This window comes from Spartinivicinus poritis (genome assembly GCF_028858535.1).
Taxonomy (GTDB): Bacteria; Pseudomonadota; Gammaproteobacteria; order Pseudomonadales; family Zooshikellaceae; genus Spartinivicinus; species Spartinivicinus poritis.
Genome location: NZ_JAPMOU010000001.1, coordinates 203,614 through 221,692 on the forward strand (window position 1 = coordinate 203,614; position 18,079 = coordinate 221,692).

Genomic DNA, 18,079 nt, shown 5'->3' on the forward strand with positions numbered 1-18,079 from the left:
CTGTTATCGCTTACAATTTTAAGAAGCTATGGTATATAATCGCAGCTCTCTTCAGCTTTAAGAACTTTAAAATTTTTCTTCACTTAAACTTCAAAAAGTTATTAGCAAACTCTAGTTAAAGATTATGCTAAAACCAACCAAATTGATCAAGTATTTATCCCAGTATTTTAGTCAAGTATTTTTCAAGGACACCTTAGTCAACTCAATCAGCCACCAAACAACCAAAATCTTTGGGTATTCCAATTCATGAAGGGAAGTTGCAACTGCAGTAATCCAAAAGGCATTGGTTCAGATAAACCACTGAAAGATATCTGCAGCCTGATACCTTATTGGGCTAAGTAATATTATCTTTTTCTCTATCAGGTTCATTTACCTCTTGGGGAGGGTGGGACTGATGCACCCCTACAGCAGGCTCGGATGATTTTTCTTCAAGATCACTTGCAACAGAGCTTACAGCACCATTTTCTTTTACGGATGCAAAATCCTCATCATTTAACTCAGGCAAGGCTTTATCACAGTAATTAATACCCAAGTCTTTCAACCCTTTGCACATAACATCAATTTTGGTATCCACTGCATGTAAGTGCCCTAACAAGCTTGTTACTGCTTTGGCTACAGGGTCAGGCATATTTTGCGTCACACCATAAGCGTCAAAGCCTATTTTTTCAGCCATTGCCTGATGACGAGGATCAACGCCATTAGTAGAGGACTTTTGAATGATACGACCGGGAATACCTACCACAGTAGCACCAGCAGGTACTGGCTTGGTCACTACCGCATTCGAGCCCACCTTGGCATTTTCTCCTACGATAAATGGACCCAGTACTTTTGCACCAGCACCAACCACAACTCCATTTTCTAAGGTGGGATGACGCTTTCCTTTATTCCAGCTGGTACCACCTAGGGTAACGCCTTGATAAAGCGTTACATCATCACCAATTTCAGTGGTTTCACCAATAACCACTCCCATGCCGTGATCAATAAAAAAACGTCGACCAATTTTGGCTCCCGGATGAATTTCAATACCAGTTAGCAAACGAGCAATAGATGAAATAAACCTAGCCAACCACTTAAGCCCTTTACTCCAAAGCTTGTGACTTAAGCGATGAAACAGTAAGGCATGTACTCCCGGATAGCTGGTTAATACCTCAAAGGTGTTACGTGCCGCAGGGTCACGATCAAAAACACTGGCTATATCTTCTCGGAGACGCTCAAACATGGCGAGTTAACCTGTGGATTTAGTATTACTAAGTTGTTTGATTATCCGTTGGGTATCAGACAGTACACCACGTAGCATATTTACTTCTTTACTATCTAACATGGCTCGTTGAAATAAGCGACGAAACCTTGTCATCACCACACCCGGATTAGAGGGATCAAGAAATTCTATTTGAGTCAGCAGTTCCTCAAAGTGAGCTAAAAACCGTTCTACTTCTTTATGCGAGGCCTCAGGAAAAGTATGCTCATGACCAGCCGAGAGCGATGTTTTTTCGGGTTGCTGCTCCAGCTGGTTCATCCGTAGCTCATAGGCAATAACCTGAACTGCCGCACCGAGATTCAGAGAGCTATAGCCTTCACAAGCAGGAATATTAACGTGGTAATTGCACAGGGCCAGCTCATCATTGGTTAAGCCACGATCTTCTCTGCCAAAAACAACAGCCACTTTTTTATTGCTACGACTGGTCTGCCCCGCTAACTCCGCACACTCTCTTGGGTTTATCAGTGGCCAGGGGATCTTACGCTCACGAGCACTGGTACCAATTACTAATTGACAATCAGCTACAGCCTCTTGAAGGGTATCCACAACACAAGCCTGATTTAGCAAATCCTCTGCTCCAGCAGAGCGACTAGTTGCATAAGGATGGGGAAACTGATCAGGCTCAACCAGCCGTAAGTCACTAAGTCCCATGGTTTTCATCGCCCTGGCAACTGCACCAATATTACCAGGATGAGAGGTGTTCACTAACACCACTCTAATATTATCCAACACAAGCCGTACCCAACTGTCTTCAATAAATCAAATTGCGATTTTAACAGAGTTCGGATTCATAAGGTAACTGGCTGTAAGCACATACAGATAAATCGGCTATGTATAAATACCAACACACTAAAGTTAACAGCCATGATTTATTATTTGATATAATTAATTTTTGTTCTTTTACATGCCAAAGTGATTTTCCTATGCAACCAATGCTGAATATAGCCTTGAGGGCTGCTCGTAATGCCAGTGACGTGATAGAGCGTGCTGTTGAGCAGCTAGATGTACTCACTGTTAACAAAAAAGGCGACCGTGATTTTGTTACAGAAGTTGACCAGGCAGCAGAAAAAGTAATTCTGCGTACATTAAAAAAAGCTTACCCCAATCATGGTTTCTACGGAGAAGAAACAGGCCATCATCCTGGTCATGGTGAAGGACAAGACTATCTTTGGATTATCGACCCACTAGATGGCACCACTAACTTTATTCATGGCATCCCTCACTTTGCAGTTTCAATTGCCTGTCAATATAAAGGGCGTATTGAGCACGCCATTGTGTTAGACCCTATCCGTAAAGAAGAATTTGCAGCCAGCCGTGGTCGAGGGGCTCAATTAAATGGCAAACGAATTCGAGTCAGTAAAAGCAAACCGTTAAACGAATCACTACTGGCAACGGGCTTCCCTTTCCGCCCAGACCAAATGGATAAAATTGATGACTACCTTGGCATATTTAAATCACTTGTCGAGCAAACTGCTGGGATACGTCGTGCAGGCTCCGCAGCTCTTGACTTAGCTTATATCGCTGCTGGTCGCTATGATGCCTACTGGGAATTTGGTTTAAATCAGTGGGATATTGCTGCAGGGGTACTGCTTATTCAAGAAGCCGGTGGACTGGTCAGTGACTTTAAAGGAGGTCACGAGTTTATGGATAATGGACAGGTTGTAGCAGGCAATCCAAAGTGTTTTAAATCTGTGTTACAGCAAGTTCAGCCCCACATATCCAAAGGCTTTAAATAACCATATTATTGTTAATACCCAAAAAAAGGTGGCTAATAGCCACCTTTTCATTTTATAGGAAGATCACACATAAAAAATATTAGGGCAGCTCATCAGTGGCTTCTTGTTCCACCTCTGGAGGCATTAAGTCTTCACGACTGATCTTCATCACTAACAATATATTGGCTGCTACATAGATAGAAGAGTAAGTACCAACACCAACACCAATCATTAGCGCTAACGCAAAGTTATGAATTAATTCACCACCATAAATAAACAAAGCTACTAGTACTAACAAGGTGGTCAGTGACGTAACCAAGGTTCGACCTAGCGTTTGAGTAAGCGATGAATTGATCACTTCGATTGGTGTTGCTTTTCTTAATTTTCTAAAGTTTTCACGAATTCGATCAGCCACAACAATAGTGTCGTTTAATGAGTAACCGATAACCGCTAACAGTGCAGCTAGTACGGTCAGATCAAAACTTAAATTAAAAACAGAAAAAACACCAAGCGTAATGATAACGTCATGAGCTAACGCTAGTACGGCACCAAGAGCAAACTTAAACTGAAATCGGGCTGCAATATATAGCATCACCACGCCCAGCGCGAGCAACATACCAAGCCCGCCATCTTCTCTCAGCTCTTCACCCACTTGCGGGCCAACAAACTCAGAGCGTCTCAGTTCAATTTCGCCTTCATAAGATGACTTCAGTATTGCTGCCACATCATTACCTAAAGAAGGTTTATCACCAGCAATCCGCACCAGCACATCTTTGTCAGAGCCAAAGTCTTGAACAACTGCATCAGGGTATCCAGCACCCTGTAACTCTTTACGAATACTTTCTAAGTCAGCGGTTTTATCATAACCAAGCTCTATCAGGGTTCCCCCCGTAAAATCCAATCCAAACTGTAGCTGGTTAGAAAACAGAGAGATAATCGAGCCCAACACGAGCGCTATAGAGAGTGCAGCAGCTATTACCCGCGCCCCCATAAAATTCAACACTTTTTCGTTGTCATTCATCCTTTTGCCTTTAAATCTGCTAAGTTAGGAGCTAAATCCACAGTTTTTTCAACTGACGTCCACCGTGGGTTAGATTGACCAATGCACGTGTCACAACGATGGCAGTAAATATTGAGGTCACAATACCAATGGACAGTGTGACAGCAAACCCTCTTACTGGGCCAGTGCCCACACCATAAAGAATAATGGCGACTAATAAAGTAGTAATATTGGCATCAAGGATAGTTACAAATGCTCGGTCGTAACCTTCATGAATAGCATGCTGAAGGGGTAGCCCTCGTTTCATTTCCTCTTTTATTCTAGAGAAAATAAGCACATTAGCATCTACGGCCATCCCCACGGTCAGCACTATCCCAGCAATACCAGGCAAGGTTAAAGTGGCTGATAAGATAGACATAAAAGCTATCAGCAAGACTAAGTTAAGTCCCAGCGCCACATTAGCAAACAAGCCAAACACCTTGTAATAAACCAACATGAAAAACAGGACCAAGACAAAACCGACTACTACTGATTTAAATCCTAATTCAATGTTTTCTTTGCCCAGGCTTGGGCCGACTGTACGCTCTTCAACAAAGTACATGGGAGCAGCAAAAGCACCTGCTCTTAATAGCAGTGCTAACTCTTTTGACTCACCAACTGAATCTAATCCAGTAATTCTAAACTGAGTACCTAATGCAGACTGAATCGTCGCTAAACTGATAATTTTGCGCTCTTCTTTAAAGCGTGTCTCTTTAACAACAGCTGCTTTACCATCAACAACCTTTTCAACTTCTTTGGTATAAGGACGCTCTTCAATAAAGATCACAGCCATTTGGCGACCAACATTGGTGCGTGTAGCTTTATTCATTAACTGGCCACCACCACCGCTTAAAGTAATATTTACCTGTGGGCGGCCATTTTCATCAAAGCTGGCTCTCGCATCTGCAACCTGGTCACCCGTAACAATCACTTTCTTTTCTAACTTAGCCTGACCGCCTTCTTTACGATCAAGAATTTCATATTGTCCTGCTTTAGCATCAAGCTGTGCTGCCAAGCGAAATTCCAGGTTAGCCGTTTTACCAATAATCTTTTTAGCTTCGGCCGTATCTTGAACACCTGGCAACTCCACCACTATACGATTACGCCCCTGTCGCTGGACCAGTGGCTCAGAAACCCCTAACTCATTGACCCGATTTCTAAGTGAAGTCAGGTTCTGCTTAATGGCATAATCCTCAATGTCTTTGATTTTTAACTCAGAAAATTGATAGCTAAGCCAGTAGATAACACCATCTTCGCCTGCAGTAATATTCAAGTCAGTGTATTTGCCTTGAACTACCCGCATGGCTTTATCACGCTTAGTTTCATTTTTGAAATTTAACACCCAGCGGGTATTGGTAGAGCTACTAGCGACTTTGTAACGCAGGTCTTGCTTACTCAACTCAGAGCGAATTTCGTTATGAATCCCTTTTAAACGAGTTGCAATCGCTTTATCCATATCCACTTCCAGTAAGAAGTGAACCCCGCCACTTAAATCCAAACCCAACTTCATTGGCCCGGCCCCCATTGAGCGAAGCCAATCAGGTGTCGTCGCAGCCAGGTTGAGCGCCACTATATAGTCATCGCCAAGCCAGTCTTTAACAATTGACTTAGCTTTCAGTTGATCTTCAAAGCTGTTTAGCCGGAGCAAACCTGCCCCTTTATTAGTTACTTCAAATGCTTTTATCCCGATACCTTGCCTTTCCAAACGTTTTTGAGCTTGTTGTAACGTAGACTCAGAAACCGAGGTTGCTGATTGATGATGGGAGATTTGAATGGCTGGATCATCTTGATATAAGTTGGGTAATGCATAAATCACCCCTATCGAGACAATAAAAATAACGAGGAAATACTTCCAAATTGGATACTTGTTGAGCATGGTTCTGCCCTATATTCCTTCTTGTTCAACAGAACCCGGCAAGCCTAAGCCTGCCTGACGGGTCGGTAGTTGGCGGGTTAATCTAATAAAGGCAGCTAAAAAAGCGATGCTTTTAGCCAAGCCTTTAATGATGATTAGGATGCTTCGCCTAAATAATTAGATTGCTTTGATAGTACCTTTCGGTAATACAGCAGATATGGCCTGCTTCTGAAAATTCAACTCCACATTGTTAGAAACCTGTAATGTGACAAATTGTTCAGATACCTTTGTGACCTTGCCAACAATCCCTCCGTTAGTCACTACCTCATCGCCTTTGTTCAGGTTTTCAACCAGCTGCTGATGCTCTTTCATACGCTTTTTCTGTGGGCGAATTAGCAAGAAATAAAATACTGCGACCATCAACACCAGCATACCAATTTGAATCATTCCACCACCTTGTGCACCAGCAGCAGGGGCAGCAAAAGCTTCATTAATAAAAAAACTCATGGTTGTATTACTCCGTCGTTAATATAAATCAGTATTGGTATTCACTAACCCAGTGCAGGCACTGCCTCACCACGTTTTTGATAAAATTCTGTAACAAACTCAGTCAGCTGATGATTCGCAATAGCCTCTCGTAGTCCTGCCATGAGCTGCTGGTAATAGCGCAAATTATGAATCGTATTAAGCTGAGAACCTAAAATTTCCTTGCATTTATCCAAGTGATGCAAATAAGCACGGCTAAAATTATTGCAGGTGTAGCAATCACATTCAGCATCCAATGGCCCTGTATCCGTTTTATTGACAGCGTTGCGAATTTTTACCACTCCAGTGGAAGTAAATAAATGGCCATTACGGGCATTTCGTGTTGGCATAACACAATCAAACATATCCACGCCACGCCTTACCGCTTCGACAATATCTTCGGGGGTTCCCACTCCCATCAAATATCGGGGCTTATTCTCAGGCATCAAGTGGGTTACCCCAGATAATACCTGCATCATTTCATGTTTCGGCTCGCCAACAGAAAGCCCACCAATGGCATAACCGTCAAAACCAATACCGTTTAGTGCTTGTAATGACTGCTCCCGAAGGTCTTGGTACATTCCCCCTTGAATAATGCCAAATAAGGCAGAGGGATTATCTCCATGAGCCTGCTTGCTTCGCTCTGCCCAGCGCAATGATAACTCCATTGAGCGCTTGGCTTGATCATGTGTGGCAGGATAAGGTGTACACTCATCAAATATCATCACAATATCTGAACCCAGTGCTCGCTGCACTTCCATAGAACGCTCAGGACTAATAAATACTTTGGCGCCATCTACAGGGGAGCGAAAGGTTACACCGTCTTCAGTAATTTTTCGCATTTCACCCAAACTAAAGACTTGAAACCCACCAGAGTCTGTCAAAATTGGTTTTTCCCAGCCAGTAAAGTCATGGAGATCGCCATGAGCTGAGATAATGTCAGTGCCTGGCCTTAGCATCAAGTGAAAGGTATTACCTAAAATAATGTGTGCACCAATATCTTCGATGTCTCGGGGCAGCATACCTTTGACTGTACCGTAGGTGCCCACTGGCATAAATGCTGGCGTTTCAACAATACCTCTGGGAAAGTGCAACCTTGATCGACGGGCGTGACCATCAGTAGTGATTTGCTCAAATTTTAAAAAACATTCACGAGCCATAAAGTACTCAATACTATTTAATGAAAAGTCTATTAATTCTGTCTCTGGCTGATAAACATGGCATCGCCATAGCTAAAAAAACGATACCTTTGTTCAACGGCTTCTTGATAAGCTTTTTTGGTTGCTTCCATACCAGCAAACGCTGATACCAGCATCAATAACGTGGACTCTGGTAAATGGAAGTTAGTTACCAAGGCATCAACAGTTTTAAATTGATAACCAGGATAAATGAATATATCGGTTTCCCCTTGGTAAGGCTCAATTTCACCTGTCATGCTAGCCGTTTCCAAACAACGGACACTGGTCGTACCTACGGCAATCACTCGCTTACCAGCTGCTTTCGTTTGCTTTACCAACTGACACACTTCAGCAGATACATCAATTAATTCAGCATGCATTTTGTGATCTAAAATATTGTCTACTCTTACTGGCTGAAACGTGCCTGCCCCCACATGAAGAGTGACAAACGCTTTATTAACACCTTTCTTTTCAAGTAGTGAAAACAATGCCTCATCAAAGTGTAAACCTGCTGTTGGTGCCGCAACTGCACCAGGTTTACTACCATATACCGTTTGATAACGCTCACGATCAGCCAGCTCATCTTCTCGCTTCATATACGGCGGAAGCGGCATATGACCAATTTCATCCAACACTTCAAGCACTGAGTGCTCTTCTGCAAACTGCAACCGGAACAAGCTATCTAAGCGCTCAACCATGGTTACCCAGATACCATTTGCCAGCTTAAGCTTGCTACCAGGTTTGGGTGGCTTACTTGCTTTAATGTGAGCTAACACTTGATTATCAGACTCAACCCGCTCAATTAATATCTCAAGCTTGCCACCAGTTGCCTTCTGCCCAAATACTCGGGCAGGAATCACTCTGGTATTGTTAAACACCAGCAAGTCTCCTGCCTCTAAAAAATCCACTAACTGACTGAATTGTTGATGAGTAACATCGCCAGTATTCCCATTCAAGCACAGCAGCCGGCTTGCTGAGCGCGACTTCAAGGGGTACTGGGCTATCAACTCTTCAGGTAGTTCAAAGCTAAAATCTTTAACTTGCATGTTTCAGTACAACAGCTATAAAAACACGCTAGCTTACCGAAAAACTGACGCTGGACCAATCAGAAAAAGCGATTCTCCTCTGAAAATAGCGGGCTTCCTTAGTGAAAAGTAAAGACAAGGCGCTTAATGACTGATTGGAAATTAACAGTTGACCTTACATAAACCTTTGTTATACTTCGCTGCAATTGTGCCAGCGTGGTGAAATTGGTAGACACGATGGATTCAAAATCCATTGCTAGCAATAGCGTGGCGGTTCGAGTCCGCCCGCTGGTACCATATATGTCAATACCTTATAAATCCAAATAAAACCGACCAGACCAGTAAAACCTCCTTTATATTATCTTATTTTTAGCCTCTTTCGCTGGAGCTCATCTACCCTTGCTTTGCCAAAAAAATAATTGAAGATTATATTTTAATGATTTATTTAGAGGTGGTTTAACAAAAATCCAGCTCTTCAAAACTTAACAATATTTTAATTAAACTCTTTTTTTATTTGCTAAGCAGCAAATTATTATTCATAAATTCAAAAACACATTTACTTCATCCCACTAAACTTTTAGAAGCAGTCGTGAATTACTACCGACATCATAAGGGCTGAGTATGAACCAACCTAATACCTCCTCACCTTACAACTTTATGTCAGCAATCTCCAAATTTTTCAATTTGTTCCTCCAATTCATTGCACTACTTCTTTCTACAGCAGGCACTTTTGCATTAGTTGCAACAATCTTCGTAGTACTACTACAACTATTACACTTTATTGAATCAGACCTATGGGTAAACTTTACTCCTGAGATTCTTTTTGGCCAATGTTACTGTCCCTTTTTTACTCATGACATAATCCAAAAAATCGGCCTAGCAGGCATGCTCTTTAGCTGTGGTATCGTTTTATTGCTAAGTGGTTATTTGCTAAGCTTTTCCAACACCAAAAATGTGTTTGTAACAATAAAATTAAACCGCACTACTCCTAGTGTTGAAACTTAAATTATCAGTAAATAATAACCAGAATTAATTATTTAAAAACCTGATGCAATAGTCAGTGGTGGCTATATAGTGTCATATAAATTAGCCAATTGATCATTAATAATTCATAAAAGCAAAACGGAAGGATTTTAAAAGTAAAGGATAGGGGCAGTGCAACACACCACCCACAAGATATAAGCAACAATTATTACTTATAGAGGAACTACATTCTCAGCTTGTAAGCCCTTAGGTCCTTGAGTAACAGTAAACTGCACTTGCTGACCTTCAGTTAACACTTTGAATCCAGTACCTTGAATAGCACTATAGTGAACGAATACATCTGGGCCAGACTCCTGCTCAAGAAACCCGAAGCCTTTAGATTCATTAAACCACTTAACTGTGCCAGTTTGTTGATTAGACATAGATCGATCCGATATTAATTAAGCACATGAATTATAGGGTAAACAGGTGTGCCGTCAACTCATATAATTACATTCCATGTGCAGAACTTTTAACACTACTTTACCAAGTAAAGCTAACCTGCAGTCTGAAGTATTTGCTGCTTATCACAACGTTTACACTTCATTATTGAGCACTCTACAAACTAGAAGCGCTCAGCAAGTTGTTGACCACTAAGCACCCATATATATGCAGAATGCACTATTGACTGCAATGTAGACTCCCACTTTACAGCAGTTACGCCATTAGTTGTCAAGTACTAGTGCTGAATCCTGTAATAGCGCTTAATTAGCCAAAACTTATTTGGTCATCCACTAAGCACACCTGAATAGTTTCACCAGGGCTATACTTACCCGCTAATATTTCTTGTGCTAATGGGTTTTCCAGCCAGCGCTGAATCGCTCTTTTTAGTGGCCGAGCACCATAAACCGGGTCAAAACCTACGTTCACCAGCTTATCAATCACACTGTCTGCCAACTGTAGATTTAAATCTTTTTCCTGTAGCCGTTGCCGTAAACGACTCAATTGTATTTCAGCAATTCCTTTAATTTGCCCTACTGATAAACCATGAAAAACTACCAACTCATCAACTCGGTTGACAAACTCTGGTCTGAAATGATCTCCCACCACATCCATTAAGGTTGCTTTTAGTGCTTCAAAGTCATGAGCTTGTTTTTGAATTAAGTCTGAACCCAGGTTAGATGTCATGACCACTACGGTATTTTTAAAATCAACAGTACGCCCCTGACCATCGGTTAAACGCCCATCTTCCAAGACTTGCAACAAAATATTAAACACATCCGGATGAGCTTTCTCCACTTCATCTAACAACACTACTGAATATGGGCGGCGACGCACTGCCTCGGTCAGATAACCACCTTCTTCATAGCCAACATAACCTGGAGGTGCACCTACCAGCCGAGCTACTGAGTGTTTCTCCATAAACTCAGACATATCAATACGAATGATTGCTTCTTCAGTGTCAAACAAAAATTCAGCAAGAGCCTTACATAACTCTGTTTTACCAACCCCCGTTGGCCCTAAAAACATAAATGAGCCGTTGGGACGATTAGGATCAGCCAGCCCTGCCCGAGATCGACGTACCGCGTTTGATACAGCAAGCACAGCCTCATCCTGACCAATGACTCTTTTATGCAGGGCATCCTCCATTCGAAGCAGTTTCTCTCGCTCACCTTCCAGCATTTTAGCTACTGGTATACCAGTCCACTTCGATACCACCTCAGCAATTTCTTCCTCTGATACACGATTACGCAACAAACGCATATCACTCATTTCTGCTTGGCTGGCCAAATCTAGCTGCTTTTCCAGCTCTGGAATTCGACCATATTGCAACTCAGACATTCTGGCTAAATCACCACTCCGGCGGGCTGCTTCCAGTTCGGTACGTACCCGCTCTAACTCCTCTTTAATTTTTTGCGAGCCCTGTAGTGATGCTTTTTCAGATTTCCAGACTTCTTCTAAATCTGCGTACTCTTTTTCCAGTTTGCTAATGTCATCCTGAAGTTTGGTTAAACGTTTTTTGGATGCCTCATCATCTTCTTTTTTCAGTGCCTCACGCTCAATTTTTAATTGAATTAAACGCCGCTCTAGCCGATCCATACTTTCGGGTTTTGAGTCCATTTCCATCCGGATCCGGCTGGCTGCTTCATCAATCAAGTCAATAGCTTTATCCGGCAGTTGTCGATCAGTAATATATCGATGAGAGAGCTTAGCAGCCGCTATAATGGCAGAGTCAGTAATATCCACCCCATGATGTACTTCGTAGCGTTCCTTCAAGCCCCGCAAAATAGCAATAGTGTCTTCTTCATTGGGCTCATTAACCATCACTTTTTGAAAGCGACGCTCCAGAGCTGCATCTTTTTCTACATATTGACGATACTCATCTAAAGTTGTTGCACCAACGCAGTGTAACTCACCTCTAGCTAGAGCAGGCTTCAGCATATTACCGGCATCCATCGCCCCTTCAGCTTTACCTGCACCTACCATGGTATGGAGTTCATCAATAAATAGAATGATTCGTCCTTCTTGTTTCGCAAGTTCGTTTAAAACAGCTTTTAACCGCTCTTCAAAGTCACCACGAAATTTTGCCCCAGCAATCAATGCCCCCATATCCAATGCCAATATTCGCTTATCTTTCAAGCCATCGGGTACTTCACCATTAATTATGCGCTGGGCTAAACCTTCTACAATTGCGGTCTTACCCACCCCAGGCTCACCAATTAATACTGGATTATTTTTGGTACGACGCTGCAGCACTTGAATAGTACGGCGTATTTCATCATCTCGACCGATGACTGGATCCAGCTGACCTTTTTCTGCCTTAACAGTTAAATCAATGGTGTAGCGATCTAATGCCTGGCGATGTTCTTCTGCATTGGGATCATTCACTGCCTGGCCACCACGCAAGTTTTTAACTGCTGTTTCAAGCGCTTGCTGACTAACTCCCTGACTCTTTAGCAGCTCTCCTACTGGGCCTTTATCTTCCATTGCAGCTAACAAAATGGTCTCACTGGAAATAAACTGATCACCCGCCCTTTGCGATAGTTTATCCGCCAGGTTTAATAGCCGCCCTAGCTGTGGTGACATTTGAACATCACCATCACCGCTTGATACGACAGGAAGATTATCTAATACATTTTCAAAACCTTGCTTTAACTGATTAACATCAAAACCCACCTGCATCAATAAAGGCCTGATAGAGCCACCTTTTTGCTCTAACAGAGCCATCATTAAATGCACTGGTTCAAGGTAATTGTGATCACGCCCCACAGCTATTGACTGAGCATCAGCCAATGCCATTTGTAGTTTACTGGTTAGTCGATCAACTCTCATTTGCTGTTTCCACCTATAAATTTTTTACATAAGTAGGCCGTAACTGTTGTTTAAAAATAGCAGCAGTTAGTCAAAGGAAAGTTTCACCGGTGAGATTTGCGCGCTTTTGCTCCTGAGCCTACCAGGATGCTTACTTACTAGTTTATATGGAGCTTATTAAAAGGTTTTCAAGGACTGTCTGTTGACTTAAAGCAATTGAATGGGTTTATGACTCTTCCCGCCAAATCAAAGATGCCATTCGACCCGTTTGCGTAGAGCGTCGATAAGAATAAAAACGTTGTTGGTCTCTGTAAGTGCAAAAACCACCACCATAAACTTGATCAATCCCTAACTGGCCCAACTGCAATTTTGCTAACAAATAAAGGTCAGCAAAATAATGACCTGGCCTATTGCTTGGCTGAAATGCTGTTTCAGCATCTATACCTAAGTACTGAAAGGCCTCCCTCACTTCTGGCCCTACCTCAAAATGCTGTGGGCCAATGGCAGGGCCAAGCCAAGCCATTAAGTTTTGTTTTTCTCCCGTATAACCACAAACCAACTGTTGTAATATACCCGCAGCCAACCCTCGCCAACCGGCATGGGCTGCGCCTACCCAATCTCCCTGCTTGGAACACAATAAGACTGGCAAGCAATCTGCTGTCATCACTGCACAAGCCAGTTGGGGTTGACTCGTCACAACAGCATCAGCCTTTGGTACTATTTCGTCTACCGCTTCCTCTACTGATTCTACCTCAGCAGCTGTATATTGTGCTGCAATGACATCTGTACCATGCACTTGATCAAGCCACTGAATGTGTTGAAGGGCAAACTCATCTTTCAACCACTGGCGGTTGGCTTTAACTTGCTCAGCATCATCGCCGACATGTAATGCAAGATTAAAATGATCGTAAGGTACCTGGCTTGCACCACACTGTCTGGTAGTCACAAGTGAGCGCACAGCAGTGGGTGCAGGCCAATCAGGTATTAACAATTGAGGGGTAATATTTTCCACCACTAGCGACTCATAGCTTTATTTAATTATTCATTGCACAGTTTAACTATTCATAGCACTGGTGCTGATCATCAGACAACATTTGTAGTAGTTGCTCAAAATCATCAGGCAAGGGGATTTCCCACTCCATATATTCATCAGTTGCTGGATGATATAAGCCCAGTTGACGAGCATGCAGCGCCTGTCGCTTAAATTGCTGTAGTGTGTCAATGAACTCACTGCTGGCGCCTTTTGGCAGTTTCAGACGTCCCCCGTAAACTTGGTCGCCAACCAGCGGGTAGTGAATATGACTCATATGCACTCTGATTTGATGGGTGCGCCCTGTTTCCAGTTTTACTCGTACATGAGTATGGGCACGAAACCGATGCAAAACCCGATAATGGGTAACCGCTTCTTTACCTGACTCAATCACAGCCATTTTAGTGCGCTGAGTTGGATGACGACCAACTGGCTGGTCAACAGTGCCCCCTGCTGTCATTACCCCGCAAGCGATTGCCTCATATTCTCGGGATATCACTCTATCCTGTAACTGAGCTACTAAGCTGGTGTGTGCGGCTAAACTCTTTGCCACCACCATAATACCTGTAGTGTCTTTATCCAGCCGGTGGACAATTCCTGCACGAGGTACACTGGCTAAGTCAGGGCAGTGATGCAAAAGTGCATTTAATAATGTACCACTATGATGCCCAGCCGCAGGATGCACTACTAACCCTTCAGGCTTATTAAGCACCACAATATCATCATCTTCATAAACAATATTAAGGCTGATCTCTTCAGGCTGATGGGTTTCATCATTTTCGACCTGAGCATTCAAGCGCAGCAACTCACCACCGTAGAGTTTGTCTTTTGGCTTGCGAACTTCATTATCAACAGTTAACTCCCCTTGCTTAATCCAAGCTTGTAGTTTAGCTCTGGAAAAATCAGGAAAGCAGTGGGCCGCAATTTGGTCTAATCGGCTACCACCCTGCTCAAAAGGTACAACAGATTCCAGTACAATATGTTCAGCCATGGGATGATTTTCGCAAAATATTGTCAACTACAGGGGTTTACTTTGGTTTACTTCACTAGCTGTGGTTAAATACAGCGATTATTTTGAAGCCGCTTCACGTTTTACAACTGACGTGAATGGTAAATGTTAATAAATGGTAATGATAGTCATAATATAAGTGCCTAAAAGTTTACCACAGTTAAGCTTCAGGCAAACCAGCAACATTCACTATCAACCGCTATACCATTCATAAGCATTATGTAGAATGTGCTAACAAAAAGCACCATTAAAACATCAGTGCTTTATAAAAGTGCTTCAAATTGCAGTACAAAAGCCTTATTTGACAGCTATCGTCAACCAATGGCAGCTTATGGGAAAGCTTACCCCATTAGAAATTAAATAAACGCCATTTTATTTATTGGTGATTACATTATACCCAATGCGATGGGTATTTAAGCCACAGCTAAGGAACTCTATTAATGGTGCGCATGATCAAGTATTCATTATTGCTAAGCCTGGCGTTATTGCTAAGTGCCTGTGCTTCCGATAGTAAGCAAGATATCCCTGAAGAGTTAACTGAAGCCGAGCTTTATCAACAGGCTCAGCTTGCGCTCGATACTAGCAACTATAGCGATGCAATTGATAAACTCCGCGCCTTAGAGTCTCGCTTCCCCTTTGGCTCTTATGCTGAGCAAGCCCAGCTTGACCTTATTTTTGCCTACTACAAAAACCAAGAGCAGGAAGCTGCAAAAGCTTCTGCAGAGCGCTTTATTCGCCTTCACCCCCAGCATGAAAATGTTGACTATGCCTATTATATGAAGGGGCTGGCTTCCTACACTGCTGATATAGGCTTTATTGAGCGTTTTGTTGAAATCGATATGAGTAAGCGAGACCCTGGCCAAGCAAGGGACTCGTTTAATGAATTTGCCGAATTACTTAAGCGCTTCCCAAATAGCCGTTATGCACCTGACGCCCAAAAGCGAATGATCCACCTACGTAACCAACTGTCACGTTATGAAATTCATGTAGCTAACTACTATATGAAACGAAAAGCATATGTAGCTGCTGCTAACCGGGCTCGCTTCGTAGTTGAAAATATGCAGGAAACTCCCGCTATTCCTGATGCACTGGCAATACTGGTTGAAGCCAACCAGCATTTAGGGTTAACCAAAGCATCTGACAATGCCTTAAAGGTACTGCGAACCAACTATCCTAAACACCCAGCATTGGATAGTCAGGGTAATTTTGTTCAGTACAAGGTTTACTATGATGTTGATCCATCAGTCTGGAATATCGTCAGCTTTGGCTTATTAGACGACCCAGAAGAAAGTATTCCGCCAAGCCGTCAACAGGTAGTAAAGCCTGCTGAAGAGAAAGAGCAGGAAAAGACTGAAGATGAACAAACCAGTGGTGATCGCTCCTGGTTAAATATAATGACTTTTGGCGTCGTGGGAGATGATGGCTCAGAGCAATCAGAAGAAGAGCCTAAAACCACTGAATAGTTTTTAAACAGCTTCATCAGCAAATTACAAGAAAGGGAAGCAATACTTCCCTTTCTTATTCAAAAAAAACGCTAATTAAACACCCAGCTTCCAGCCATTGGTCACTGGATAGCGTCGGTCACGACCAAACCCTCTAGCGGTAACCCTCACTCCAATAGCAGCCTGACGTCGCTTATATTCATTAATATCCACTAGTCGTAAAACTCGGTACACATCGTCACGATTAAAACCTGCTTCAATAATGGCCTCAGCACTTTTATCCTGCTCTATATAAAGCGCCAGAATTTCATCCAGTATGTCATAAGGAGGCAGTGAGTCCTGGTCAACTTGATCCGGTGCTAGTTCAGCAGAGGGCGGCCTCTCAATCACTCGCTCGGGAATCACGACACCATTCCGGTTACGATAGCGTGACAGTCGATAAACAATTGACTTTGGTACATCTTTCAGGACATCAAAGCCCCCCGCCATATCACCATATAAAGTGGCATACCCTACAGCCATTTCACTTTTGTTACCCGTAGTTAACACCAAATAGCCTTTCTTGTTAGAAATAGCCATGAGTAACACACCACGACAACGGGCTTGCAAGTTTTCTTCTGTTGTATCCGTTTTGGTACCAGTAAACTCATCAGCCAATGCCTCCATAAAAGCATTAAACATTGGCTCTATTGGCAGCACAGAATAACGTACCCCTAGCGTGTTTGCTTCTTTCTCAGCATCTTCCAAGCTCATTTGCGAGGTATAGCGAAATGGCATCATTACTGCTTCAACCCGGTCTTTGCCCAACGCATCCACAGCTACTGCCAAGGTCAATGCAGAGTCAATTCCTCCAGATAAGCCCAATACCACGCCTTTAAAGCCATTTTTATTGACATAATCTTGAACACCTAGCACCAGCGCTTGATAAATACTGGGAAGTAATTCAGGGATTGCTGGCTGGTTAGCTTGCTTCACAAAATGTTGGTCAGCAGTATTATATTCGGCTAAGTATAGCCCCTCCTGGTAAAACTCAGCCTGTACTGCCACTTCACCATCTTTATCCATGGCAAAAGAGCCACCATCAAATACGAGCTCATCCTGCCCGCCTATTTGGTTGACATAAACCATTGGTAGTTGTGCCTCTACGCAGCGCTGCTTAGCAACTTCTCTGCGCTCTACCTCTTTACCTCGGTGAAAGGGTGATGCATTAAGGCTTAATATCAGCTCAGCGCCTGCCGCTTTTGCCTGCATAACAGGCCCTGAATACCAAATATCTTCACAAACGGTTAGGCCAATCTTGACTCCCTTGTATTCAAATACACCAGCCTCCTGGCCAGGCACAAAGTAACGCCGCTCATCAAATACTTGATAGTTGGGTAGACATTGCTTTGAATACACAGCCAACCGCTGGCCACCACTTAGTACCACAGCCTGGTTATATTCGCTATTGGCTCCTCCAGGAGCCCCTAATACCAAACAAATACCAGTAACTTCTCTCAACTTATTAAGCGACTGCTGCACTCGAACTTGCATACTGTCCCGCAATAACAAGTCTTCTGGGGGATATCCACAGATACATAGTTCTGGAAAAACAACGATATCCGCCGCAAACTGCTGCTTTGCCTGTTGAGCTGTTTCAATAATGCGTTGGGTGTTCCCTTCTAAATCCCCCACCAGCACATTCACTTGCGCCATTACAATTCGTAATACAGCCGCCATAACCATCCC

The 18,079-nt window shown here is 43.0% G+C and carries 14 protein-coding genes and 1 tRNA gene; 3 read left to right on the plus strand and 12 right to left on the minus strand.

All coding sequences use genetic code 11. The annotated features are described in order from the left end of the window. Window positions 1-334: 334 nt before the first annotated feature. Window positions 335-1,219, minus strand: coding sequence for a serine O-acetyltransferase (cysE, locus tag ORQ98_RS00910; RefSeq protein WP_274686888.1), 885 nt, complete (start codon window positions 1,217-1,219; stop codon window positions 335-337). Window positions 1,220-1,225: 6 nt separating this feature from the next. Next, window positions 1,226-1,990 carry a tRNA (cytosine(32)/uridine(32)-2'-O)-methyltransferase TrmJ gene (gene trmJ, locus ORQ98_RS00915; RefSeq protein ID WP_274686889.1) on the minus strand — a complete coding sequence of 255 codons (765 nt, stop codon included), beginning with the start codon at window positions 1,988-1,990 and terminating at the stop codon, window positions 1,226-1,228. 191 nt (window positions 1,991-2,181) lie between these two features. Between trmJ and ORQ98_RS00920 the strand changes: the two genes are divergently transcribed. Beyond that, window positions 2,182-2,994, plus strand: coding sequence for an inositol monophosphatase family protein (locus tag ORQ98_RS00920; protein ID WP_274686890.1), 813 nt, complete (start codon window positions 2,182-2,184; stop codon window positions 2,992-2,994). 79 nt (window positions 2,995-3,073) lie between these two features. On the opposite strand, the gene secF is transcribed toward ORQ98_RS00920, so the two are convergent. The 5 genes from secF to queA all read right to left on the minus strand — a co-directional run bounded on the left by secF (window position 3,074) and on the right by queA (window position 8,616). After that, window positions 3,074-3,994 carry a protein translocase subunit SecF gene (gene secF / locus ORQ98_RS00925; protein WP_274686891.1) on the minus strand — a complete coding sequence of 307 codons (921 nt, stop codon included), beginning with the start codon at window positions 3,992-3,994 and terminating at the stop codon, window positions 3,074-3,076. Between the two features lie 31 nt (window positions 3,995-4,025). Continuing rightward, window positions 4,026-5,888 (minus strand): protein translocase subunit SecD, encoded by a 1,863-nt coding sequence (gene secD / locus ORQ98_RS00930; protein ID WP_274686892.1) that lies wholly within the window; start codon window positions 5,886-5,888, stop codon window positions 4,026-4,028. A 156-nt stretch (window positions 5,889-6,044) separates the two neighbouring features. Further along, window positions 6,045-6,374, minus strand: coding sequence for a preprotein translocase subunit YajC (gene yajC, locus ORQ98_RS00935; protein ID WP_274686893.1), 330 nt, complete (start codon window positions 6,372-6,374; stop codon window positions 6,045-6,047). Window positions 6,375-6,418: 44 nt separating this feature from the next. Next, window positions 6,419-7,552, minus strand: coding sequence for a tRNA guanosine(34) transglycosylase Tgt (tgt, locus tag ORQ98_RS00940; protein WP_274686894.1), 1,134 nt, complete (start codon window positions 7,550-7,552; stop codon window positions 6,419-6,421). A gap of 32 nt (window positions 7,553-7,584) precedes the next feature. Further along, the gene (queA, locus tag ORQ98_RS00945; protein ID WP_274686895.1) at window positions 7,585-8,616 is read right to left on the minus strand and encodes a tRNA preQ1(34) S-adenosylmethionine ribosyltransferase-isomerase QueA; all 1,032 of its coding nucleotides are present in this window, start codon (window positions 8,614-8,616) and stop codon (window positions 7,585-7,587) included. A gap of 189 nt (window positions 8,617-8,805) precedes the next feature. Between queA and ORQ98_RS00950 the strand changes: the two genes are divergently transcribed. Next, window positions 8,806-8,892: transfer RNA gene (locus tag ORQ98_RS00950), tRNA-Leu, on the plus strand. A gap of 899 nt (window positions 8,893-9,791) precedes the next feature. Here the strand turns inward: ORQ98_RS00950 and ORQ98_RS00955 are convergent. The 4 genes from ORQ98_RS00955 to rluD all read right to left on the minus strand — a co-directional run bounded on the left by ORQ98_RS00955 (window position 9,792) and on the right by rluD (window position 14,891). Next, a complete protein-coding gene (locus ORQ98_RS00955) occupies window positions 9,792-10,001 on the minus strand; it encodes a cold-shock protein (protein WP_180567228.1) in 210 nt (69 codons plus the stop codon). A 325-nt stretch (window positions 10,002-10,326) separates the two neighbouring features. After that, window positions 10,327-12,891 (minus strand): ATP-dependent chaperone ClpB, encoded by a 2,565-nt coding sequence (clpB, locus tag ORQ98_RS00960; RefSeq protein WP_274686896.1) that lies wholly within the window; start codon window positions 12,889-12,891, stop codon window positions 10,327-10,329. A gap of 205 nt (window positions 12,892-13,096) precedes the next feature. Continuing rightward, entirely contained in the window at window positions 13,097-13,882 is a 786-nt protein-coding gene (gene pgeF, locus ORQ98_RS00965) for a peptidoglycan editing factor PgeF (protein ID WP_274686897.1), read from the minus strand. A 46-nt stretch (window positions 13,883-13,928) separates the two neighbouring features. Next, the gene (gene rluD, locus ORQ98_RS00970; protein ID WP_274686898.1) at window positions 13,929-14,891 is read right to left on the minus strand and encodes a 23S rRNA pseudouridine(1911/1915/1917) synthase RluD; all 963 of its coding nucleotides are present in this window, start codon (window positions 14,889-14,891) and stop codon (window positions 13,929-13,931) included. Between the two features lie 458 nt (window positions 14,892-15,349). Between rluD and ORQ98_RS00975 the strand changes: the two genes are divergently transcribed. Beyond that, on the plus strand, window positions 15,350-16,372 hold the full coding sequence (locus ORQ98_RS00975; RefSeq protein ID WP_274686899.1) for an outer membrane protein assembly factor BamD: 1,023 nt from the start codon (window positions 15,350-15,352) through the stop codon (window positions 16,370-16,372). A 75-nt stretch (window positions 16,373-16,447) separates the two neighbouring features. On the opposite strand, the gene ORQ98_RS00980 is transcribed toward ORQ98_RS00975, so the two are convergent. Next, window positions 16,448-18,070, minus strand: coding sequence for an NAD+ synthase (locus ORQ98_RS00980; protein WP_274686900.1), 1,623 nt, complete (start codon window positions 18,068-18,070; stop codon window positions 16,448-16,450). Window positions 18,071-18,079 lie beyond the last annotated feature (9 nt).